The sequence below is a fragment of the Paenibacillus dendrobii genome, from assembly GCF_009807035.1.
GTDB classification, from domain to species: domain Bacteria; phylum Bacillota; class Bacilli; order Paenibacillales; family Paenibacillaceae; genus Paenibacillus_AQ; species Paenibacillus_AQ dendrobii.
This window is the reverse complement of sequence record NZ_WUBI01000005.1, coordinates 133,972-156,553: the sequence shown is the minus strand read 5'-3', so window position 1 is coordinate 156,553 and position 22,582 is coordinate 133,972. Positions and strand designations below refer to the sequence as shown.

Annotated in this window: 22 protein-coding genes; 13 read left to right on the top strand and 9 right to left on the bottom strand. The window is 49.9% G+C overall.

The window, feature by feature from the left end; all coding sequences use genetic code 11:
• Nucleotides 1-22 precede the first annotated feature (22 nt).
• The 3 genes from GRF59_RS24895 (at nucleotide 23) to GRF59_RS29515 (ending at nucleotide 2,055) form a co-directional block, all read left to right on the top strand.
• Nucleotides 23-460 carry a hypothetical protein gene (locus tag GRF59_RS24895; protein WP_160500438.1) on the top strand — a complete coding sequence of 146 codons (438 nt, stop codon included), beginning with the start codon at nucleotides 23-25 and terminating at the stop codon, nucleotides 458-460.
• A 171-nt stretch (nucleotides 461-631) separates the two neighbouring features.
• Entirely contained in the window at nucleotides 632-1,852 is a 1,221-nt protein-coding gene (locus tag GRF59_RS24890; protein ID WP_160500437.1) for a glycosyltransferase family 4 protein, read from the top strand.
• A 35-nt stretch (nucleotides 1,853-1,887) separates the two neighbouring features.
• Complete coding sequence (locus GRF59_RS29515; RefSeq protein WP_202128888.1) at nucleotides 1,888-2,055, top strand: hypothetical protein; 168 nt, start codon at nucleotides 1,888-1,890, stop codon at nucleotides 2,053-2,055.
• A 74-nt stretch (nucleotides 2,056-2,129) separates the two neighbouring features.
• Here GRF59_RS29515 and GRF59_RS24885 read toward each other — a convergent pair whose 3' ends face one another.
• Nucleotides 2,130-2,759, bottom strand: a complete 630-nt coding sequence (locus GRF59_RS24885; protein ID WP_160500436.1) for a DUF1796 family putative cysteine peptidase — start codon at nucleotides 2,757-2,759, stop codon at nucleotides 2,130-2,132.
• Between the two features lie 271 nt (nucleotides 2,760-3,030).
• Between GRF59_RS24885 and GRF59_RS24880 the strand changes: the two genes are divergently transcribed.
• Genes GRF59_RS24880 through GRF59_RS24870 form a run of 3 tightly spaced genes read left to right on the top strand, consistent with a single transcriptional unit; the run spans nucleotide 3,031 to nucleotide 4,856 of the window.
• Nucleotides 3,031-3,366 (top strand): hypothetical protein, encoded by a 336-nt coding sequence (locus GRF59_RS24880; RefSeq protein WP_160500435.1) that lies wholly within the window; start codon nucleotides 3,031-3,033, stop codon nucleotides 3,364-3,366.
• Between the two features lie 24 nt (nucleotides 3,367-3,390).
• Nucleotides 3,391-4,452 (top strand): glycosyltransferase, encoded by a 1,062-nt coding sequence (locus tag GRF59_RS24875; RefSeq protein WP_160500434.1) that lies wholly within the window; start codon nucleotides 3,391-3,393, stop codon nucleotides 4,450-4,452.
• 17 nt (nucleotides 4,453-4,469) lie between these two features.
• A complete protein-coding gene (locus GRF59_RS24870; protein ID WP_160500433.1) occupies nucleotides 4,470-4,856 on the top strand; it encodes a hypothetical protein in 387 nt (128 codons plus the stop codon).
• A gap of 71 nt (nucleotides 4,857-4,927) precedes the next feature.
• On the opposite strand, the gene GRF59_RS24865 is transcribed toward GRF59_RS24870, so the two are convergent.
• On the bottom strand, nucleotides 4,928-5,851 hold the full coding sequence (locus tag GRF59_RS24865; protein ID WP_160500432.1) for an NAD-dependent epimerase/dehydratase family protein: 924 nt from the start codon (nucleotides 5,849-5,851) through the stop codon (nucleotides 4,928-4,930).
• A 204-nt stretch (nucleotides 5,852-6,055) separates the two neighbouring features.
• On the opposite strand from GRF59_RS24865, the gene GRF59_RS24860 reads away from it, so the two are divergent.
• Both GRF59_RS24860 and GRF59_RS24855 read left to right on the top strand, forming a co-directional pair.
• Nucleotides 6,056-6,637, top strand: coding sequence for a hypothetical protein (locus tag GRF59_RS24860; RefSeq protein ID WP_160500431.1), 582 nt, complete (start codon nucleotides 6,056-6,058; stop codon nucleotides 6,635-6,637).
• A gap of 105 nt (nucleotides 6,638-6,742) precedes the next feature.
• Complete coding sequence (locus GRF59_RS24855; protein ID WP_160500430.1) at nucleotides 6,743-7,792, top strand: YhcN/YlaJ family sporulation lipoprotein; 1,050 nt, start codon at nucleotides 6,743-6,745, stop codon at nucleotides 7,790-7,792.
• 68 nt (nucleotides 7,793-7,860) lie between these two features.
• Here GRF59_RS24855 and nagA read toward each other — a convergent pair whose 3' ends face one another.
• The 7 genes from nagA to GRF59_RS24820 form a co-directional block, all read right to left on the bottom strand.
• Nucleotides 7,861-9,030 (bottom strand): N-acetylglucosamine-6-phosphate deacetylase, encoded by a 1,170-nt coding sequence (gene nagA / locus GRF59_RS24850; RefSeq protein ID WP_160500429.1) that lies wholly within the window; start codon nucleotides 9,028-9,030, stop codon nucleotides 7,861-7,863.
• A complete protein-coding gene (nagB, locus tag GRF59_RS24845; protein ID WP_160500428.1) occupies nucleotides 9,027-9,755 on the bottom strand; it encodes a glucosamine-6-phosphate deaminase in 729 nt (242 codons plus the stop codon). The genes nagA and nagB overlap by 4 nt, the downstream gene beginning before the upstream one ends.
• A gap of 5 nt (nucleotides 9,756-9,760) precedes the next feature.
• Nucleotides 9,761-10,636, bottom strand: a complete 876-nt coding sequence (locus GRF59_RS24840; protein ID WP_160500427.1) for an SIS domain-containing protein — start codon at nucleotides 10,634-10,636, stop codon at nucleotides 9,761-9,763.
• Between the two features lie 245 nt (nucleotides 10,637-10,881).
• Nucleotides 10,882-12,720: an FTR1 family iron permease gene (locus GRF59_RS24835; protein ID WP_160500426.1), complete on the bottom strand. Its 1,839-nt coding sequence runs from the start codon at nucleotides 12,718-12,720 to the stop codon at nucleotides 10,882-10,884.
• Between the two features lie 54 nt (nucleotides 12,721-12,774).
• Entirely contained in the window at nucleotides 12,775-14,064 is a 1,290-nt protein-coding gene (gene efeB, locus GRF59_RS24830; protein WP_160500425.1) for an iron uptake transporter deferrochelatase/peroxidase subunit, read from the bottom strand.
• Nucleotides 14,065-14,067: 3 nt separating this feature from the next.
• The gene (efeO, locus tag GRF59_RS24825; protein WP_160500424.1) at nucleotides 14,068-14,934 is read right to left on the bottom strand and encodes an iron uptake system protein EfeO; all 867 of its coding nucleotides are present in this window, start codon (nucleotides 14,932-14,934) and stop codon (nucleotides 14,068-14,070) included.
• A 253-nt stretch (nucleotides 14,935-15,187) separates the two neighbouring features.
• Nucleotides 15,188-16,231: a LacI family DNA-binding transcriptional regulator gene (locus tag GRF59_RS24820; RefSeq protein ID WP_237392036.1), complete on the bottom strand. Its 1,044-nt coding sequence runs from the start codon at nucleotides 16,229-16,231 to the stop codon at nucleotides 15,188-15,190.
• 371 nt (nucleotides 16,232-16,602) lie between these two features.
• Between GRF59_RS24820 and GRF59_RS24815 the strand changes: the two genes are divergently transcribed.
• The 5 genes from GRF59_RS24815 (at nucleotide 16,603) to GRF59_RS24795 (ending at nucleotide 22,500) form a co-directional block, all read left to right on the top strand.
• Nucleotides 16,603-17,739, top strand: a complete 1,137-nt coding sequence (locus GRF59_RS24815) for an ABC transporter substrate-binding protein (protein WP_237392035.1) — start codon at nucleotides 16,603-16,605, stop codon at nucleotides 17,737-17,739.
• A gap of 16 nt (nucleotides 17,740-17,755) precedes the next feature.
• Complete coding sequence (locus GRF59_RS24810; RefSeq protein WP_160500421.1) at nucleotides 17,756-18,691, top strand: carbohydrate ABC transporter permease; 936 nt, start codon at nucleotides 17,756-17,758, stop codon at nucleotides 18,689-18,691.
• A 19-nt stretch (nucleotides 18,692-18,710) separates the two neighbouring features.
• The gene (locus tag GRF59_RS24805) at nucleotides 18,711-19,535 is read left to right on the top strand and encodes a carbohydrate ABC transporter permease (RefSeq protein ID WP_160500420.1); all 825 of its coding nucleotides are present in this window, start codon (nucleotides 18,711-18,713) and stop codon (nucleotides 19,533-19,535) included.
• Nucleotides 19,536-19,554: 19 nt separating this feature from the next.
• Nucleotides 19,555-20,856 carry an alpha-galactosidase gene (gene melA / locus GRF59_RS24800; protein ID WP_160500419.1) on the top strand — a complete coding sequence of 434 codons (1,302 nt, stop codon included), beginning with the start codon at nucleotides 19,555-19,557 and terminating at the stop codon, nucleotides 20,854-20,856.
• Between the two features lie 102 nt (nucleotides 20,857-20,958).
• Entirely contained in the window at nucleotides 20,959-22,500 is a 1,542-nt protein-coding gene (locus GRF59_RS24795) for a right-handed parallel beta-helix repeat-containing protein (RefSeq protein ID WP_160500418.1), read from the top strand.
• Nucleotides 22,501-22,582 lie beyond the last annotated feature (82 nt).

Here is a 22,582-nt window from a genome sequence, read left to right as displayed (position 1 = left end):
AGTATGAAAGGAGGGAAAACCTATGCCAAACGTTTTGGTAGATAGTCAAATATCGCAAAATAGCTCCATTGCCGGCTCTATTGCCATTCCGGCAAGTACGACGCCAGCCTTGTTCGGATCATTAGGGCTGAATACGGCTGCTGCAGGCCCGAACCTGTCGGTTCACTTTTCGGCCACGGTTACGCTGAGTGCGATTGTCTCTGTTCTTGTTCCCGTTACGATCACGATCGTCAGAGTTGTTAGCGGCGTATCCTTCCCCGTCTATACCGCAACGGAAACTCTTCCTATCGGCACGCTGCTGCTGACGACCGAAGCATTTACGATATCCGGGGTGGATGCGCTCGATGACAATCCGGGGTTTGTCGTATATCAAGCTTTTATCAGTATTCCGGCAGGACTTGCGATTGTTCCGACCCGGGTTGGACCGGAGAGCTTCCAAGCAGTCGCTTTTTCAGACTAAAGATGGTTTGAAGATTTACCTTATGGCACCGGCCTCCGGTGCTTTTTTTATGCATGTAGGGTTCAAGAGTCGGGTCCGGCCCTGCTTTTCATCAATATAGTATAGTGTCCGATCATGATGGATTACCCGCAATGAATCCGGCCCTGCCGGATTCCATGGAAAGGAGAAGGCATGAAGATATTACTGGCAACCTACTGGCTGATTCCCCATGTCGGCGGGGTGTGGAAATATATGCTGCAAATTCAACAACGGCTGGAAGCGATGGGGCACCAGGTTGATTTGCTTGGCAACAGTCCGGATTATTCCAAATTCCACATCATCAACCGGGGGCAGGAACTGTCCAAAGCCGCGTTGCGGCCTTTATTGTCCGCTAAACTTGCGGATATCCATGTCCCGCAGCTGCATCGTGACCCGATTATTCATTTTTACGAAGAGGATCGGTACAATATGGAGCTGTCCGCAGCCTACTTCGGACTTGGTCAATATGATCTCATTCATACACAGGATATTTTTGCGGCTAGAGCCCTGCACCGAGTCAAACCGTCTCATGTTCCCCTGGTGGCTCAAGTTCACGGTTCCGTCAACAAGGAGCTGCATAACCATTTCCTGCTGAATCCGCAGCTTGGCGTTCAGGAACATTCCCCGGCATGGAAATACTTCGATTCGATCGAATATTACGGCGCATCCTCGGGACAGCTGACGATCACCTCGACCCAGTGGCAGAAAAACGAGCTTGTTCAAAGTTTCGGAATTCCCGAGCATCGCATCGAGGTTTTTCAGTACGGACTGGATACCGGCCCTTTCTGGCAAAGCGCGCAGCATGGGACCGATGTACACAAGCCGCCGGGGAAAAAGGTGATCATTGTTCCCGCAAGACTCGCCTTTGTCAAAGGCATCGATGTGCTGATTTCCGCGCTTGGCATGCTGAAATATATGCGTAATGACTGGGTATGTTGGATTGTGGGCGAAGGAGAAATGCGTGAAGAACTGATGCAGCAGACCGCGGGGCTTTCCCTGCAGGACGACGTCGCATTCTTGGGAGAACGACGGGATATCCCGGCGCTGCTCCTGCAATCCGATATTTTCGTCCATTCCTGCATCCAGGATAATCAGCCTTTTTCGGTCATGGAAGCGCAGATCGCCGGACTGCCGGCATGCGTATCGAATGCAGGCGGGCTTCCGGAGATGGTTGAACACGGCGTAACCGGACTTGTGTCCCCGGTGAGGGATCCCTTGGCACTTGCCCAGCAGCTGAATGCACTTCTCGAAGATGATGAATACCGCCGGAAGCTTGGACAAAATGCAGCGCATTGGGCGCAGGAACATTGGTCAATGGATCGGATGATCGCCAGGCTGCTGAATGCGTATGGAAAAGCAGCAGCGAACTTATAAGTCGCCGAACTTTATAGCTGAGGAGGGATGTAGCCTTGCCGGGAGAGCCTTATATGGTTATTGGCGATCTTTACAACCGTATCTTTGCCGTACAGTCCTCACATATCGATGTGTTGGTGGACTATGCGGCGTGGAATCGGATATTCGAACAATTGCCTCCGAATTATTTGCTTCCTGATATGGAAGTTTTGACTTTTGATTGAAGCTTGGAAGAAAAGGGGTCCATCGGTGAGCAGAATCTTCTGCTGTCTGGTTGGACCCCTTTGCTATAAGATGGTTATCCCTCGTTTAAATGAATTCCGCTTAGTATTTCGGCCCAGAGATGGTCGTTTCCGTCCCATTTCTCATCGTTTGGCATCAGGATGGAGCATACCTTCTCAAGCGGCCAGTCTGCTTCCACAATATGGGGGACGGTCGTGTGATTGATGAGCAGAACTTTGAAGTCATGAGCCACAAGACCGGATAAGACTTGCTGCAGCTCCTGCGCCTGTTCAAATGTTCCTTCCGTCCGGATGAAAAGAATGCTGCGCGCGGTAGCCATTTTTTCCATGAAACGCTGCACCCGGCGGTCATACTTTGCTTTGACTTCGGGATAAGCTGCCAGATAAGGAGGAAAGTTGTTGTGCGTAAAAAAGTCATGGTTAGACAGGAAATCATAGTAGGTTTCCCTGACCAGGTACAGCTGGTCACTGAGCCGTTTTTCGACGATCAGATGGTTGTAGTCCATAAAATTGGCGAAGTGGTTCCGGAGCAAACGGTTTACGTTGGCCAAATCATAGGTTGCCATCCAATCAAGCGGGCCGGCATAGGGCCTAAGATCAAACTTTTCAAGTTGCATGGAAGCCAGGCATAAATCTCCAAGGCTGAAGATCGCATCATAGGTTCCTTTTAGATCTGTTATCCGCATGATTAGCCTTCCCTTCACTAATTTGAATACGTCACCAGGTATTTATAATTGAACTAAATAAAGGGTGATGACTCCCCTGATAAAAAGAATTCGAGTAGAAGCAAAATTAAATTGTCAGTTCATTTTATAGTAGATGCGTTCCGTACCGGGTTCGCCTGTACCTCCGTTTATTCTGTCACCATATTTAGGTTAGAGACTAAAGCCATACGCCCTTACCCTTGACAGGGAAAAACATACGATGGGATAAGACTTGATATCAGGAGGATGGGATATGTCCGTATTACGACTCGAAGCAGCTCCCTTTGCCCCAATTGACTGCCGTTATATTGAATCCCTTGACGTTGAAGTGACCAATGGCGGAAGCGATGGCTTTGAGATGCTCGTTCATGGTTACGGCAACCAGGGACTTTTTTATGTACAGCTAATCCATGTAAGTCCCGGCAATAGCGTATCGCTTCACGATATCATGACGGGATATATGCCCTTTCAGCTTGTTCTGGTCACGAATGTGAACCAATATGCGAATACATGGGTAACCGTAAGGGTACGCGATCATGGCAATCTGATTGCCTTATATACGCAGGAGGATACGATCCGTTCGATTTAGACGGAGGTAGGGGAGGAATGTGACGTGAATGTATTGTTTGTATTCTATGTGCCGAGCGGAGGCATGGATACGCTGAACCGGCTGCGCTGCAAAGCCCTTAAAAAATACGGGATTCATGCTTCCTGCCTCTATTTCCATTGGGGGGCGGGCGTGCAAAATAATGACGGGGTTCCAATGTATATCACGAATAACGATGATGAGATCCGGTGGATCCTGGCTGCCGGCCAGTACGATGTTATCGTCGTTACAACAGACCATATGAGCTTTCCAAGGTTCAGACAACTCGGCTATACGGGAAAACTGGTCTTGGAAATTCAAGGCTATGGCTCAAAGGAAAATGCCAGAAAGCAGCTTACAGAAGCCATGCCGTATGTCAACAGCTATGCCAACGCGCTTCTCAATCCCTGCACGCCCCATATCGCCGCATTGTTTCAGGAGTTGTATTCTCACATTCCCCAGTTCCATTTTCCAAACTGCTTTGATTCCGAAGCCTTCACGTATCGTCCTGGCGCCAAACCGGAGCAGCCGATCATCGCCTGGCTTGGACGGATGGAGGACAACAAAAACTGGAGAGAGTTTCTCCTTATCGGCCATCAGCTTGCCTATTACATTCCGAATTTGGAGATGTGGATGTTCGAGGACCCCAATTTGTCGGATCCCTGTGAACGGGAGCAGTATGAGCATATGGTCGATAATCTGGGATTGCGGCAAAGACTGACTCTCCGCTCCAACGTGGCAAATGTCCAGATGCAGTATTTTTATTCGCTCATCGGCGATTCGGGAGGTTTCATGTGCTCCACATCCAAGGTCGAAGGGGGGCCTCTATCCGTCCTGGAAGCCATAAGCTGCAGATGCCCCGTGCTCGCAACGAATTCGGATGGCGTGGCTTTGTGCATCCGTCATAACGAGACAGGCAAAAATTATATGCTTGGCAATATTGCGCAGGCGGTTCAGGAAGCACTGGATTTGATACTTAATACAACACAAAGGGAAAACATCCGTCACAATGCGCTGAGGATGCTGCAAACCGAATTTAACCCTCACGTCTATTGCGTAAGCTTCATCCAAATGCTGAATCAAATTTAAGGGAGGAGACGAGGACGATGACACTCAAGTACAGAATCAAGCAGGAAGCCGCAGCAGGTACGTTTGACTCATTCGTCGTAGGGGCAGATGAGATTGTGTTGACCTCGGTTACGCTGGAAGGAGTAGCGGAGGGTGACCGGATTGTTTTGGCGATTGATGTATCCTGGCTCAAGCCGTTGTGCGATCTCGGGGAGCTTGAGTTCTTTCTGAGAAAGGGTGCTGCAGACGGACCCGTTATTTATTGGACGCTTGAAACCTGTTATGCCAAAGCACGTACCAAAGAAAACTATACGCTGATTGCGGACAGCGGCATGCGTCACTTTTTTCTAACAGTAAAATCCACCGAGCAGAAAGCCCGGCTCGTTGCTTACGCGTTGGAAGGAAGCGTGTACTCCCCGGCGTAAATTCAGGGAAAAGTGGCCGATCCGGGTTCGCGCTTGAGGAATCGGCCACTTTCTTAAACGTTACCCGGTGCTCACGAGCCTTGTTGCATGAAATGAAGATAAGTTTCCTTTAAGCCTTCTTCAATACGGAAGTCCGGTTTCCATTCTAATCGGCCGCGGATGCGGTCGTTTGATAAACAGCTGTTGCGAATATCCCCTGCCCTGTCAGAACGATTCGTAGTCCGAATCTCCTTGCCTTGAAATTGACCGAGAAGGGCGACAAGCCGGTTCACCGAAGTGGAGGTTCCGGTGCTTACATGAAGAATGTCACGGTTTCCCGATGCCTGCGCGGCATGTAGGGCGGATACCACGTCTTTTACATAAATAAAATCCCGGGTTTGCTCTCCGTCGCCATTGATGGTTAACGGGAGATCCTGCCGGAGCTGATTCATGAAAATCGAAACGACCCCGCCTTCGCCTTTGGAAGTTTGGCCGGGTCCATACACATTGGCAAAACGAAGGACCATCCATTCTACATCAAACAATTGCCCGTAAAGGCGAATATAATGCTCTGCCGCATACTTGGACAAGCCATAAAAAGAAATTGGCATAGCAGGATCGGTTTCCTTCAGCACATCTGTTTCAAGATTGCCATAGACACCCGAAGTCGAGGCGAAAATGAATTTACGAACGCCGCCCTGACGGCAGCCCTCAAGCATGTTTAAAGTGCCCTTCACGTTATGCTCCATGTCCTGCAGCGGGTCACGAATGGACTGCTGGACATCGGCCTGGGCCGCCAGATGGAATATCGTATCCGGCTTGACGGCAAGAATCGTTTGCAGGGCTGCCGGACTCCGTATATCTTCCACATGCAGAACCGCTGCGGGATGAACCCTTGCGGACGAGCCGGTGGAAAGATTATCGATGACATGGACTTGATGCTTTGCTTCAATTAATTTTTGCACGAGATGAGACCCAATAAATCCGGCCCCGCCTGTTACCACCACCGTTTTCATGTCTTTACCTCCTGAGGGATGGGTCATAATCTATCCTATGTGGCAGGCGTTTTATTGGTATTAGGCATTCCCCTATTTCATATTTGCCTATTTGATTTCATTAGCTTCACGGAATTTATGCAGAAACAAGGTAGTAAAGGATGGCGACCGGGGTAACATGTTAATAGAGATCCGCTGATTTAGAGGCAAGGAGGAGGAGAGAGCATGGCGAAAAAATGGATACCTGCCGTCATTATAGTCGTATGCATGATACTGATCGCCGGCGCGGCCTATGTGTTTCATCCGTATCAAACCGCGGCACCTGGAGAGGAAAGCACGGGGACTACACCTTCGGATACAAGCGAACAAGCAGGAGAGGGAGAAATCGTGTGGGCTAATAAGGACGTAACCGTCGTTGAGTGGGATGGAAAAAGGACCTCATGGATGCTCAAGCGTGCAGATGAACAGGAAGGGACGGGAAGTAGATGGACCTTAAACGGAAGCCCGATTTCCACGGAGCAGGTTAAAACGATTGTGTCGCAGATGAACGCGCTGCTATCCCTAGGTTCGGATTCATCCCGCAAGGCTTCTTCATTAAAAGCGGAAGTCATCGATTCTACGGTCACGATTTTTAGCGGTCCGGATCATGGGGACAAAGTGTATCAGATCGCGGTCGAGCCGGACGAGCCAGATACGCTCTGGATCATTCCGGCGGGGGAATCCATGATTTATCCCGTGCCATTAGATGGCGTGCAACAGCTGGAAAAGAACATTGACCGGTTAAAAGCATCAAGTTCGGCTCATTAAAAAGGGCCCGAAGGAGGGATGCCAAATCCTTTCAGCATAGCACCATGATCGCACGGTCATCCTAAAAGGTGTTCCTACATCTCAATCATAACGGAGGATGAACTTATGATGCGATCCAAAGCGATTAGTCTTTCCATATCCGCCGCCCTGCTTGCAAGTGTAGCCGGTGTGACAGGCTGTACCACGAAAGAGCCAGCCAATACCAATGTCCGCACTAAAAATGTCCATGATGCCCGGGGACTGAACGGAATGAATGGACGGCTTAACGTCAACTCCCTGAGAGATGGAGGAGACCGTTTATCAACCTACAATACGGACGGTACGGGACATAATGTACGTAATTTAACTTCTTCCCAGGAGTTGGCGGATAAAGTGGCCGCCTTGAAGGAAGTGCGTACGGCCAATGTGCTGCACGGCGGCAACAGTGCTTATGTGGCTGTCTCCTTGGAGGATGGTGCTACGAAAGGGCATATGGGTACCAAAAGCATCAATGGTACCAATGGCAATTTCCGCAGCAGCAGCTTTGGAACGATGAACAACAGCAGCTTTAACAATAACAGCACCAGCAATGGTTCGATGAGTACGAACAATCGCGGCCTTTACGGTACGATGGGAACCGGGAGCTACGGCATGATGCGTGATGCAACCGGAAACGGAACAGGCACGACGGGCACGGGAATGGGGACTCTGAGCACAGGTAACGGAGACCGGATTCATGGCTATACGACCAGCTCAGGCGAACCCATCACGAAGAGCAACGGATTCAATGCCACAACGCCAGGAACATCTGGTACGAACGAGACCCTCTCCGACCATAATGCCGCTCAGGATAATATGAGTGCAGACATCAAGAAAAAAATCAGCGATGTTATCAAAAAAGCCGACCCGAACATTACCAATGTTTATGTGTCTGCTAATCCTGATTTTGTCCAACGTGTCAGCAATTATGCAACCGATGTGAAAAACGGTCATCCGATCGGGGGCATGATGTCCGAGCTTTCGACCATGTTTGAACGGATTTTCCCGATGCACACAGGCACGGACCACAATGTGAATACCAATAATATCAACAACACCAACCGCGTAACCCCGATGGGGAACACGCCAACCGCGCCGCTTGGCAAGACACCGGCCGGTCGGCATATGATGCAGTAAAAAACAAAAAGCAGCTTCGCGTTATTAACCGCGGCTGCTTTTTTGTCATGTTTTTAGTCAATAAGATCTTAATATACTTGCCGTCCGCGTACCCATACACCCTGAATGTTCAGGCTGTCGTCCAGCATAAGAACATCGGCTTGCTTGCCTGCCTCCAGAGACCCTGTACGGTCTTCGATACGAAGGCGCTTAGCTGGATTGTAACTGGCAACGCGGGAAGCGTGTTCTACGCTCAAGCCAACGGTTTCGACCAGGTAGCGGAAGCCTTTGATCATGGTCAACGTGCTTCCGGCAAGGCTGTTCGATTCGCCTTTCAGCATGGCGATGCCGTCTTTGACCTGTACGGGCAGGTCACCGATCGTGTAATCGCCGTCAGGCATGCCGGCAGCGGACATGGCATCCGTAATCAGAATGAGATTGTCATTGGTTTTCAGCTTAGCCAAGATGGAAATGGCCGCCGGATGCACGTGAATCCCGTCTGCGATAATTTCGGCATGGATCCGGTCATCGCTGAGGACAGCCCCGGCTGTACCCGGTTTCCGGTGATGGAGCGGCGTCATGGCATTGAACGTATGAACGCCCTGACGAAGTCCGGCCTCAACCGCAGCTTCGACTTCCTCGTAGGACGCATCGGTATGACCGAGGGCGGCATTGATGCCATGCCCGTCCATCCAGGCGATGGCATTCAGAGCGCCTTCACGTTCCGGGGCCAACGTAACCTGTTTAATCAGTCCTGGATATTGGTTTTCCCAGGCTTCCAGCCATTCCACGTTCGGATTGACGATATGCTCCGGATTTTGGGCACCGGGCCATTTCGGGCTGATAAAAGGTCCTTCCATGTGCACGCCTTCGATGATGGTGTAAGGCATGTCTTGCTGCTTGTAGTCATGTACTTCTTGTAGTACTTTATCGATGGATGCTTTTGGCGCCGTCATGGTCGTAGCCAGCATGGCTGTGGTTCCTTGCGAGCAGTGGAAGGAAGTGATCTTATCAAGCTGCTCCTTGCCGGAATACATGAAATCCTCGCCGTTGCCTCCATGAACATGCACATCGATAAAGCCCGGTACGATATAACCTTCCGTTTTCTTGCTGCTGAGTTCCTGCCAGCGCTCCGGCAGATTCAGAGCCTCGCCTGCATAGACGATAGTGCCGTCTTGAATGGCGACAACGCCTTCCTCGATCACACCGCCCGGAACAACGACTTTTCCGTATAGCAATTGACCTGAAACTTCACTCATGATAATAACCTCCCGGCTCCTTGATCCAGTAATACGACAACATTAGGGTGACACTGCAAGAGGGATGCCGGGCATTGGGACGTGATCGGTCCTTTCAGGGCACGTTTGACGATTTCAGCCTTATCTTCGCCGCGTACAAGGAGCAGGATTTGCTTCGCTTTCAGAATGCTTCCGACACCCATCGTAATTGCTTGCGTAGGAACATCGGCGAGAGAAGGGAAGAAGCGTGCGTTCGCGGTACGTGTTTTTTCCTGGAGCTCAACGACATGCGTCCCGCCAGCGAGGCTTTCATCCGGTTCATTGAATCCGATATGCCCGTTATGTCCAAGTCCGAGGATTTGCAGATCTACTGGGCCGTTTTCTTCCAGCATCGCGTCATACCGTTTGCATTCGTCTTCCAGATCGGCGGCATTGCCGTCAGGTACATGCGTATTTTCCATGTTGATATCGATATGGTTGAAGAGTTTGTCATTCATAAAGTAGCGGTAGCTCTCCGCATGACCTTCAGGCAGACCTACATATTCATCGAGATTATAGCTGGACGCCTTGGAGAAGCTGACAAGCCCTTGTTGATTCATTTCAATCAGGCGCTGGTAGATTCCGATTGGGGAACTGCCGGTCGCAAGGCCGAGAACGGACCTCGGTTTGGTGTGAAGCAAACTTGCAATGAGGCTGGCTCCGGTAGAGACAAAATCGGCCTCCTGCTTGAATGTGTAGATGTTCATAATTTTTAATGACCTCCTTTTGGTTTTCGGTAGTTCCGGACATTTTGGTAAGAGTGTTCCAGCTTGGGAACATATTGTCCGAACTGCTCGCTGCTCATGCCCATGAAAAGAATATCAATAATATGAAGCTGGGCAATCCGTGAAGCCATATCTCCCCTGCGCATGCCTTCTTCGAGTGAAGAAACGAAGAGGGGGATATCTGCCATGGATGCCAGGGTGTTACTGCCGTAAGAAGTGAGGGTGATCGTTGAGGCTCCGTTGTCTTTGGCGCAGGCCAGGGCATTGATCGTTTCCTCGGTTTCCCCGGAATAGGAAATGGCGACGGCCACATCCTTGCCCGATAGCGTCGAAGCTGAAGTGATCTGCATGTGAGGATCCGCGAAGGCGGTGCAGTTTTTACCAATCCGAATCAGCTTCTGGTAGAAATCAAGCGCAACAATCGATGAGGTTGCCACTCCGTATAGATCGATGCGCTGTGCCTTGCACAACAGGTTGATGGCTTCCGACAGACGATTGATGTCCAGCAGTGATGTGGTATCGTGTATGGAAGTGAGATGATTGGCTTCCATGGCCTCCACGATTTTGGATAATGGATTGTTGGCGACAATGTCCTGATAGGAAGAAGTCTGGCTTCGTTCCTGCATTTCCGTGTGGGCAATCTCAGCGGAAAGCTTGACCTTCAGATCCGGGTACCCTTTTAAATGGAAGACCTTGCAAAAACGAGTCACCGTGGCAGGACTGGTTCCGCACTGCTCGGCCAGCTCCTTGATTCCCATATGCACCACTTCCGCCGGGGAAGAGAGAATGAAATCGGCAATCCGGCGTTCCTGCTGGGACAGTTTTTCCTTTCCCTGTGCCAGCGCATACAAGATAGGTGCCACGAAAGGACCTCCTTATTTAAAAAAGTAGTGAAAATTATTTTAATAATTATTTTCATATATAAGAAAATAATTTTTATGATTACCATCATCATAGGTCAAAAGTCGCCCGGTGACAAGGGGTATTCCGTAATTATTTGTCCGTTCATTCCCCAGGAAATGACAAAGCCCGTGTTCACGGGAACACGGGCTTTGTAGATGCTATTTGAAGACAATGAAATGTATAGGCTCATACATATTGCAGCGGTCTAAGCGCTCACCCGGGATTTTCCTGACTTCCCGATTTCCTGTCGCAGGATTTGCCAGATAATATAGGCCAGAATAATCATCTGCGGTACGAAAGTCTCCCAGGTTGGATACATGCCGAGCCACGAGATGGATGGCAGGGAAGACTGCGAGTGAGCCGACAGACGGCCGGCAACCTGCAAGGAATGAACGCTGTCTCCCAGAAACCGGAACACCAGATAATAGATCAGCAGCGTAGCACCCAGGAAAAAGGCTCGAAGCGGCAGCGAGGCGCTGAGAACAATAATGGCGTAGCCCAAAATGGCTAGGATGACCAGTGCGATAACGACGCCTAAGATCAGATGAAGCATCGGGATGGAGGACGCCATCCCCACATAAAAGATGGTTGTTTCGGCTCCTTCCCGCAATATGGCCAGAAGAGACACCGAGAAAAGGGACCACAGACTGCCTTTGGCAAGCGCATTGCTGACTTGCTTGCCGACATATTGATTCCAAGCTTTGGTGTTGGATTTATTATGCAACCATTGTCCGACCGTGATCATCATAACCACGGCAACAAGGCCGGTGATGCCTTCAATCATTTCACGGGCGCTGCCTGAGGCTGCTTGGGAAATGGTATAGGTGAGTACAACCGCCAGCAACATCGACAGGACGAAGCCGGTGCCTGCACCAGACCATATGTATTTACGCCCCTCACTGTTGCCGCTGCGTTTCAAATAGGATAGCAGCGCCGCGATGACCAATATGGCCTCCAGACCTTCGCGAAGCAGGACGAGTGCAGCATCCCAAATGGTATAGCTGTGACTTCCGGCAATCGGTGTCAAAGAAGTCTTCATCTCCTCGATGAGTGCCAAGGCTTCCTTATTACGCGGAGGGGAAGATAGCAGGTATCCTGACACTTCGGACATCTGATTCTCTATCTTGGTATATAGAGCCGGTGATGAAATCCGAACTTCACCCTCGACGGCCGGCCATGCTGCGATAAACTTATTCATATTGTCTGCAGCCTTATCGCTCTGGCCGTCAGAAGTCTGCTGCCGGACGGTTTCCAGAACGCCGAGAAGATCGGTTAATGTGTAGTCACTGCCGCTTACAGCGGAGCCGGTATTTTGTATTTTTCCTTCCGTATAATCGGTCAGGAGCGTGACGAGTTTTTTCATTTCCTGGGCAGCCTGTTCTTCGCGAACCGGGTCTGCCTGCAGGGCGATACGCACCAAACTGATTTGGGTTTCCAGCTGACCGTATACGGTGAAGTTTTCGCTGCGGATTGGGGTTTCCGTTTTAGGCCAGGCATTTACGATACTCTGATAACTGGATTTGGCCTTTGCCCAATCCTTGCTCTCAATGGCGGCAAGGCTTTCCTTGGCAAAAGGAAGCAATTTGGCGGCAGCCTCCGTGCCTCCTGACGCCTTATTGCCGCTTGGCTGTTCAGAGGCTGCTTCTACATACGCATTGACTGCTTTTGCAAGCGTGGAAAGAGACTGCTTGGCACCGGCATCCTCCGTTTGAAGCTTGGACTCTGCATCCGCCAATGCGGCGTCGATCCGGTTTTTTGCATCAGCAAGATCCTTGCCGCCCTCAGGTTTGACGGACAGCCATAGCTCTTTAAACTGCTGGAGATCTCCGGCAGCTTCCTTCCATTCCTGTTGTCCGGCTTCCACAAGGGCGCTTCCAACAGTTGGCAGGAGATGGTCTAAGGTTGAAGTGTCTGCGTCTTCTGCGTATGCCGGAGCCGCAGCAAACTGGAGAACCACCATTATGGACAGAAGCAAAAGGACCAGGACACCGGGTCTTTTGCTCGTGTATTTATTGAGCGGTGTGAAATGATTTCTTGGCAGCATAGGCTGTGATCTCCTTTAATGCGAATTGAAAGGGCGAACGGGTATCAACAAGCTTTAGAACAAGGTATCTCCGATGTATCCGCCATTGGAGACCCCGGGGAAGCAGGCAAATACCGCGCTTCCCACATGCAAAGTATATTCGTTTAAGCGGTCGCTTTTCGCGAGCTTTTGCTGCATGGTTACAAATTGCTTGAATAAGTCGCGCTGATAGCTGATGAACAGCAGTCCTGCATCAAGTTGTCCGGTCTTAAGATCCATGCCTCCGGAATAAGAGTAGGAGCGGCGCAGGATCTGGATGGAACCGTCCCCCTTGGCGAGAGCGACATGGGAATCGGCAGGAATATGAGGGTTTCCCTTTTCATCCTTGGCATTCAAATCCACGGCATCAAACTCGTTTTTGGCACCAAGCGGAGCACCACTGCCACGGTAACGACCAAACGTATCCTCCTGGTCTTTCAGGCTGGAGCGGTCCCATACCTCAATCCGCATCCGGATGCGGCGGACAGCCATATAGCTTCCTCCGCCCATCCAGGCGGCACCGTCGCTGCCCTGCGCCCAGACAACCTTGTTCATATCCTGGGCACTTGTCACTGCGGGGTTGGCTGTACCATCTTTGAAGCCGAGCAGGTTGCGGGGGGTGCTTCCTGACGGATCGGCTTGGGTGGAACGTTGAAAGCCTTCCTGTACCCAGCGCAGGACAGCCGTTCCACGTGCCATTCGGGCCAGATTTCTCACGGCGTGGAAGGCAACCTGCATATCGTCTGCACATACCTGAACGCCAATATCGCCTCCGCACCACTGCGGCTCCAGCTGCTCGCCATTAAAAGCAGGCAGATCTTTAAAGGACGGGGGGCGTTTTCCGGACAGACCAAAACGGTCGTCGAAGAGCGAGGGTCCTGCTCCAAATGTAATCGTCAAACGGGATGGATTCAGGCCGACCGATTCGCCGGTATCGACAGGCGGCAGGTTATGATTGGTACTTTCCTCCCCGACCTGCTTGCCTTCTGCCATTGCAGCGGCAGCTGCCGTCCAAGTCCGGAACAGCTTCTGCAGCGAACTACTGCCACTTGCAGTGACGTCAAAAGCGGCAAAGCAGATAAAATTCTGAGCAGGCGTAATAATTCCCGCCTGATGCTGCCCATAGAAGGGAACCTGATTATCCGTAGTTCCGGTAGCATTGGCGGCTTTTGTTTTGCGATTATTCTGCGCCGCAAACAGGCCGAAAGTGGAGCCTCCGAGAAGGAGTCCAAGACCACCGGAACCCGCCAGACGAAGGACGTCACGGCGGGTCATTGGTTTTTTCAATATGGAATTGTCGTTTGAATTCTGATTATGGTCTGACATGGATTACACTCCCAAAATCTTGCCCATATTGGACAGTGGTTCCGCTAACGCATCAAGGTTTTGGCTGAGCTTGCGGATTTGATCGTCCTTGAGTTCCGTGTAATCGACATAACCGTCGCCTTTTTTGAAGGCGTCCAGCTCTTGTTTTAACGTCGCGAAGCGTTCACCGATTTCTTTTTCAAGATCGGCATCCTTTTTGGCCAGTTCAGGCTTCAGGATTTCGAAAATCTTGCTTGCTCCTTCAACGTTGGCCGCGAAGTCGTACAAATCCGTATGGGAGTAGAGCTCTTCCTCACCCGTGACTTTAGAGGAGGATACCTCATTCAGAAGCTCAACCGCACCGGTCACCATCAGGCTGGCGTCAATATCAATGGTTTCGATCTTTGCTCTGAGAAGCTGAGCGTCTTTCAATAGTTGATCGGCATATCCTTCTTGCCCCGTGGTGGTTTTGTCTTCCCAGAGTGCTTTCTCAATCCGGTGGAAGCCGCGCCAGTCTGCCGCATCAACGTCATTCACACGTGCGTCGATATTCGGGTCGAGATCACCGAGTGCTTCGGCAACCGGTTCGATCCGCTCGTAATAAGCTCGCGCAGGAGCGTAGAGCTTTTTGGCTTCGTCCAGATTCCCGGCTTTGACCGCGTTCGTAAACTTCTCCGTCTCTTTTACGAACAGATCGCACTGTTCAACGGCAAAGGTACGGTACTGCTCAATGGCTGCGTTAAAGTCAGCCGCCGATGCAGTGGTGCTCGTTTCGGTGGAAGCAGGTGCGGCAGGCGTGGAATCAGCATTGGCGTCTTCCTTTTGCCCGCATCCGCTGAAGAGCAGGGAAGCGACCAGAACACCCGTGGGAAGAATGACGTTGTATCTCAAGAAAAGCAGCTCCTTTTAATATAAAAATTGTTAATTAATTTTATAAATGATAATGATTCTCAGTATCATGCCTGAACTAATAATATAGAGTTGCTTGATTGCTGTCAATATATTTTTTAGGGGGTGGAAGAAGCGTACGCCGATCCGCGTTTTAGCAGACATGAATGATTATAGAAGAGAAGATATAGAAGCCTCGCTTTAGGCTGAAAGGTTAACGATTCTTTCAGGTCCAAAGAGAGGCTTCTACGATAATCTATACTTGCCAATCACTGGATTGGCGGAAGAGCGGCTGAAACGGGAGCAATACCTTAATGGGGAGCGGAAAGGGGGATTGTATACTTTGCAGGAGCGTTCTCGCAGCAACCATGCCCATTTCGAGCGTCGGGATATGAATCGTTGAAAGCGGTGGAACGGTGTAGCGGGACGGCTCATTGTCATCAAACCCCATAATGGCAAAATCCTGCGGTATACGATATCCCTTCTCCGAAATGGCCCGCATTGCCGCCATAGCCATAATGTCGCTTGCGGCAAAAACGGCTGTCGGCAGTTGGCCGCGATGTTGTTCAATGTGTCTCAGGACGAGATGATAGGCATTGTCAGGCTCCCATTCGGCATTCAAGATATGCTGGGGCTCTACCGTCAGTCCGGCTTGCTCCAATGCCAGCTTGTAGCCGCGGTATCTTTTCTCCCGATCCGAATCCCCGGACAAGCCGGTCCCTCCAATGAAGATAATCTTACGGTGACCTTGTTCGATCAGATGGGTAACAGCAACACGCGCAGCCTCAACACGATCAAACGTAATGGCAGGAATATGAGGATCGGATACGTCTATTCCGACGATGTGCTTCACGTGTTTTTTGATTAAGCTGTATATTTTGTTTTCGATACCTTCGATGATAATCAGGCCGTCGATTTGCGCCTCAGACGTAATTTGATGCAAAATGTCGGGCTTTTTCAGTTCTTCTTGCGTATGGATGAAGGCTAATTTATATCCATGGAGAGACAATTCTTGTTCAATGCCTTCAAAGATGACCGAAAAATAAGGATGGTAATGCCGACCTTGCATCGTGGATACGACGCATCCGATTTTTTTGAGCGGAAGGGCCGGTCCCTTATCTTGAAGATTGGCCGTGTACCCGAGATCACGTGCCGCATCCCATATTTTTTGCCGGGTTTTGCTGTTAAAGGTACGGTTTGATTCATCAGCCAGAACGCGGGAAACCGTGGAGATGGAAACGCCGACGCGTTCGGCTATATCTTTTAATGTGGGCATGATATGACCTGCCTTCAATTTCATATAGGAAAAGCTTAGAAAATACAAATTCCCATCCTCTATGGTAAGTAAAAAGAAGACGAAGGTCAATGTTTTTCTGAAAAATATTGCTGCAAATAATCAAATTATTTGCAAACTATTTTGCAAATAATTATTGACTGTAGTTAGTAACAAAGGTATTATTTTCATGTGATTAAGGCGAGGGAAGTCAACTAAATAAGAAAGAAGGGGTTTTTATCATGCGGATCTTTAATTTTTGCATTGTTTTTGCAATTACTTGCGCAATGTTTGCAATATCGGGTTGCGCGAATGATTCTGAAGCCGATTCTTCTGCACCCTCAAACGCTCAAGGAAAAGTAAAACTTGTTTTTTGGAGCCATCAGGAAGACGCCTTCATGAATGCTTATAAAAAAGTGATTTCGGACTATGAGGCGCTTCACCCGGATGTAAGCATTGATTACCAGACCTTTCCTTATGACGTGTACAACCAGAAGCTTAAAGCATCCTTTTCTGCAAAAAATCCGCCTGATATCGCCGAAATGTTCGGCACCTGGGTTCCGGAGTATTCGAAAAACGGCCTGCTTGCGGAAATGCCGGGAAGTGAACAGCTGCGAACGGAATACTACGAAGCGCCTCTTGGCGGGTACACACTGAATGGCAAGCTGTATGGACTTCCGCTCGAATTTAATATTGAGAACGGCGGGATGCTGATTCATCCGCAAATGCTGAAGGAGCATGGGATCGCCAATCCTCCTTCTACATGGGATGAGCTCGTGGCCGACGCGAAGACATTGACGGTTCGTGACGGCAACAGAATCAAGGTCAAGGGTTTTGACTTTGTTTCCGGCGACAATATTACGTTCACGTTTTTGTCTATGATTTTGCAGCAAAACGGGAAATATTGGGGAGAAAACGACCATGTTGATTTTCAGACACCTGAAGCCCAGAAAGCTATGACTGCCTTAACTTCCCTCGTCTCCGTCGATAAAGTGGCAGACCTCACGACGTTTGGCGGCGAACTAGACACTTCCGATTATTTCTTTCAAGGCAGCTCGGCAATGACCTATCGAGGTCCATGGACCGTAGCGGCTGGGCTGAATACATACAAAGTGAAGGACTTTGAGTATGTGCCTGTGCCTTCTTTTACAACGAATCCACCTTCTTTTGCAGCAGAGTCAGGCTGGGGTATTGTCGCCTCAGAAAAAAGCAAGCAGCAGAAAGCAGCCATCGATTTTATCACATACATTTCCTCCAACGACAGATTGCTTGCATGGAACCAAAGAACGTTCACCGTTCCGGCCAAAAAGCCAGTAGCGGAAAATCCGGAATTCCTCAAATCCAACCCTTATATGAAGACTTCGCTTGATATTTTGCAGTTGGGGAAATGGATCGGTCCGATTGCTGATCGGGATTTCTTTTTCAAAACGATCAACGATCACTTCCAATTGATGGCCACGGGGCAGGAAACGGTTGAAACAGGCCTACAGAACATAGAAAAAACCATAAACGATAGTCAGGATCAACATAAATGATCGGAGTGGAATGAGCATGAATCTTGGCACTGCAACAGGCAGAAATAAAGGGATGAAGCCCAAGATCGAACATGTGGGCCGTAAAGGCGGAAGGAAATTTGTTTACCTGTCGCTGGTTCCGATTCTGCTGCTTTTCGGCATATTTGCCTTTCTTCCTATCGGATGGAGTCTCGGGTTATCGGTGTTTAAATATAACCCGCTAAATGCAAGCGCTCTCTTTGTCGGAGCCGACAACTATATCCGGATGCTGGGTGACTCCGTCTTCATCAAGTCGCTCTGGGTCACGTTTGAATTTGTGATTATTGCCGTCGTCGTCAACATGATTATCACGCTAATGATCGCCGTGGCGATTCAGCGGATCCGAGCTGGCTGGCTGCGAAGCTTGATGCGCACCGTATTTTTTCTCCCGACGATCGCCCCGCTTGCCGGAACGGCCATTGTCTGGAGCACGATGTTCAATTTCAATCACGGGTTGTTCAATATTCTTCTCGCCAAGCTGCACATGGCTCCTATCCAGTGGTTGAGCGATCCGCATTATGCGCTGTATTCGGTCATCATGATGACGCTATGGGCAGATATCGGGTACAATATCGTACTATTTATCGCCGGTCTGGATTCGATTCCGGATATGTATTATGAAGCAGCCATTTTGGACGGGGCAAACCGCTGGCATATTTTCAAGAGCATTACGCTTCCGCTGCTCCGCAGATCCATGTTGTTTATTTCCGTGACCACGGTCGTTTCATATTTTCAGGCCTTCGCCCAGTTCCAGATCATGACCAAGGGAGAACCGTTTAATGAAACAAGGGTGCTGGCTTTACACATTTACGAGCAGGCCTTTTCCAACTCCAACATGGGGTACGCGTCGGCTATGGCTACGGTGTTTCTGATGATCATTTTAGTGGTTACTTTACTGCAGCTCAAATGGGGGCGTACGGAGTGGGAATATTGAAGAAGGGGGTCCGGAGCAAATGCACCGCAGAAATAAATGGTTGGATAGTTTGATCATGCTTGTGCTGATAGTAGCCGCCTGTGCCATGCTGCTGCCTTACGGATGGATGGTTTTGTCCTCATTAAAAAGTAACATGGAAATCGTATCCGGTTCGCATTCTTTACTGCCACAAAGGGCCAGTCTGGAGGGTTATCGTACCGTACTGCTGGATGCTCCATTCGGAAGATGGCTCCTGAACAGCGCGGTGACTTCCATCGTGATTACGGCAGCGACGCTTTTTACAAGCGCCCTTGCCGGATATATCTTTGCCAAACACGAGTTCAAAGGGCAAAAGCTGCTGTTCGTTCTGATCCTTGCAACGATGATGATTCCGTTTCAGGTCATTATGATTCCGACATATTTAATCACAGCAAAGTTGGGACTGGTTAATCAGCTGATGGCCATTGTTTTGCCGAATCTGGTGAGCTCCTACGGCGTGTTCCTGGCTAAACAGTTCATAGAGGATATTCCGCAGGATCTGCTCGATGCGGCAAGAATGGATGGTGCGGGCGAGCTGCGGCTGATGGTTCGGATCATTGCGCCGCTCATTTTGCCCATGCTGTCCGCCCTCGGCATATTTACCTTTATGAATTCCTGGAACAATTATTTATGGCCGCTGATCATTCTGAACGATGAGAGCAAAATGACGGTTCCATTGGCTTTGGTTTATTTTAACGGGACGCATATGGTCAACTATAATGTCGTGATGTCGGCGGCCGTATTGATTACGCTTCCGGTTATTGCCGTATTTCTCATATTCCAAAAACAATTTATCAAAGGCCTGACGATGACGGGCATGAAGTAAACAGAAGGGGAGAAGACAGATGACAAAAATATCGATTATCGGCGCAGGCAGCGCATTTACGCAGGAGATTATCACGGACATTATGCTCATAGAAGGAATTGAAGGAGGCACGATCGCGCTCGTGGACATCGATCCGGAAAGGCTCGAGATCGCCCGCAAACTGGTCGCGCAAATCATAGAAATTTCAGGCAAGAGATGGGACGTCATTGCTTCTACTGACCGAAGGGAGGTGATCGGGGGATCGCAGTTCGTCATTAACCAAATTGAAGTGGGTGGACTGCAAACCGTCCGTTATGAGTATGAAATTCCGCTGAAATATGGCGTGAACCAATGCATAGGCGACACGCTTGGACCCGGTGGGCTTTTCAAAACGCTGCGCACGCTGCCTTCTTGGATGGAGATCATTCGCGATATCGAGGATCTCTGCCCGGACACGACCATACTGAATTACACGAATCCAATGTCTGCGGTAACGCTGCTTACTTCCCGTGTTACGCAGATTCCGGTCGTCGGGTTATGCCATTCGATTCAGAATACGTCCCATCGCCTGGCCAAATTTGCAGGGGTCCCTTATGCGGAGATGAAATGGAGGGCCGCCGGGATCAACCATATGTCCTGGTTCGTAGAGCTTTCCCATCAGGGCCAGGACTTGTATCCTCTGCTGCTTGAGAAAATTAAGGACCCGGAACTGTTAAAAAAGGACCCTGTTCGGCTGGATGCAATGAAGTATCTGGGGGCTTTCGTCTCGGAGTCCAGCGGCCATTTCTCGGAATACATTCCCTACTACCGCAAACGCCAATCTCTGATAGACCTTCATTGCAGTGCAGGGTATAACGGCGCAACAGGCTATTACGCGGATAATTGGCCGATATGGCGCAAGGAAAATGACGAGAGAATTATTCAGCAGCTGGAAGGCTCGCTTCCGTTAGAGCTGACGCCAAGCAATGAGTATGCAGCCATTATTATTGAAGCGATGCTGAAAAACGAACCGAAAGTGATTTATGGCAATGTGCCTAACGAAGGGCTGATTCATAATTTGCCGTCCAACGGCGTTGTCGAAGTTGCCTGCATGGTCGATCGCAATGGGATCAATCCTTGCCAGTTCGGCAGTCTGCCTGAACACCTGGCGGCTCTATGCCGTTCCAACATGGCCTTTTTCGATCTGGCTGTGGGGGCGGTGCTCGCAGGCGACAAGGAAATGGCCCGGCATGCGTTGATGGTCGATCCGTTATCTGCAGCCGTATGCTCGTTATCTGAGATCAGCGATATGTTTGAAGAACTGTTCGAGGCGGAGCGCGATTTTATCCCTGCATTGAAATAGGCACAGGGGAGACCGCATTTGGAACGATGAGCAGGTTGTGTTTTGACTGGAAACCGTTCATACATCTGTTATGTCCATTATATTCTGGGGAGCTGATTATTCATGAAATTCGGTAAAACACTGATGGTTGGAGCAAGCGTTGCCTTGCTCGGAATGGGAATTGGAAGTGTCAACGCGCCTTCGGCTGCGGCTGCCGGGACCGAGTATTACGTGGCGGCAAACGGAAGCGATTCGAATGCGGGAACGAGCAGCGCTCCATGGAAAACCTTGCAGCACGCAGCGGATGCCGCGGGACCGGGAAGCACGGTTTATGTTCGCGGCGGCGTGTATAATGAGAAGCTCAAGATTACCAAATCGGGTTCTGCCGCTCAGGGGCCGATCACATTCACCAATTATAACTCGGAGCAGGCCGTCATTGACGGCACAGGGCTGTCCGTGAGTGGGACCGAGGGCATTATCGATATTACCGACGCCAACTATATTACCGTTCAGGGGTTCGAAATCCGCAATTACGCCACGACCAAAAGCAATGTGATGCCCGTCGGCGTTTATGTTCACGGATCCGGCAGCTTCATTACGCTGTCCAATAACAAGATCCATGATATTAAAAATACGGCAACGCCCACAGGCAGCGATCTTCTCGGACGGGACGCACATGGCATTGCCGTGTATGGAACCAAGGCACCCGATTCCATTCATGACGTCACGATTGACGGCAATGAACTCTACAACCTGGTGCTGGGTTCCAGCGAATCCCTCGTATTAAATGGCAACGTTGATACATTCGCGGTAACGAACAATAAGATCCATGATAATGACAATATTGGGATCGATATTATCGGATATGAGGGCAAATCTCCGAACGCGTCCTATGATCAGGCGCGAAACGGAATCGTGAGCGGCAACGAAGTCTACAATATTACTTCCAACAACAATCCATCCTACGGGAAGAAGCTTCCGAACAACAGCAATGCGGCGGACGGTATTTATGTCGATGGGGGCAAGGACAGCATAATCGAACGGAATTACAGCTATAACAACGACATCGGGGTCGAAATCGCCTCCGAACACGCCGGTAAATCTACCAGCAATATTACGGTCCGAAGCAACATGATCTATAATAACCGCTTGACGGGGATCGCCATGGGCGGTTATGACACGAAGCGCGGCTCCACAGTGAACTGCCTGATCGTCAATAACACGTTATATAAAAACGACACCCTGGGCGACGGCAGCGGCCAGCTGTACGTTCAATACGATACCCAGAACAATGTGATTAAAAATAACATCATGGTCGCCAGTTCCTCAGATGTACTCATTTATAACGAATATACGAAAAACTCGGGCAACGTGGTCGACTATAATTTGTATTTTGCACCTGGCGGAAGCTCGAATGCCACTTGGACATGGAAAAATAAAGAGTATACCGGCTTTGCCGCATACAAAAATGGAACAGGCAATGACGCTCATTCTCTTTTTGCCAACCCGCTATTCGTGAATGCTTCTTTGAATAATTATCACCTTCAGCCTACATCGCCGGCCGTGGATGCCGGATTGACAGATGCAAGCATCATTGGTTCCCTGGATATTGATGGGGGAGCACGGGTTCAAGGAGCAGGCGTGAACATGGGAGCATACGAATAAATACATGACAGGCTAAGCTCCCAATGAAATGCAAATGCACCCCTTTACCTGCATCGGGTCCTTTACGGGAATCCGAAGCGGG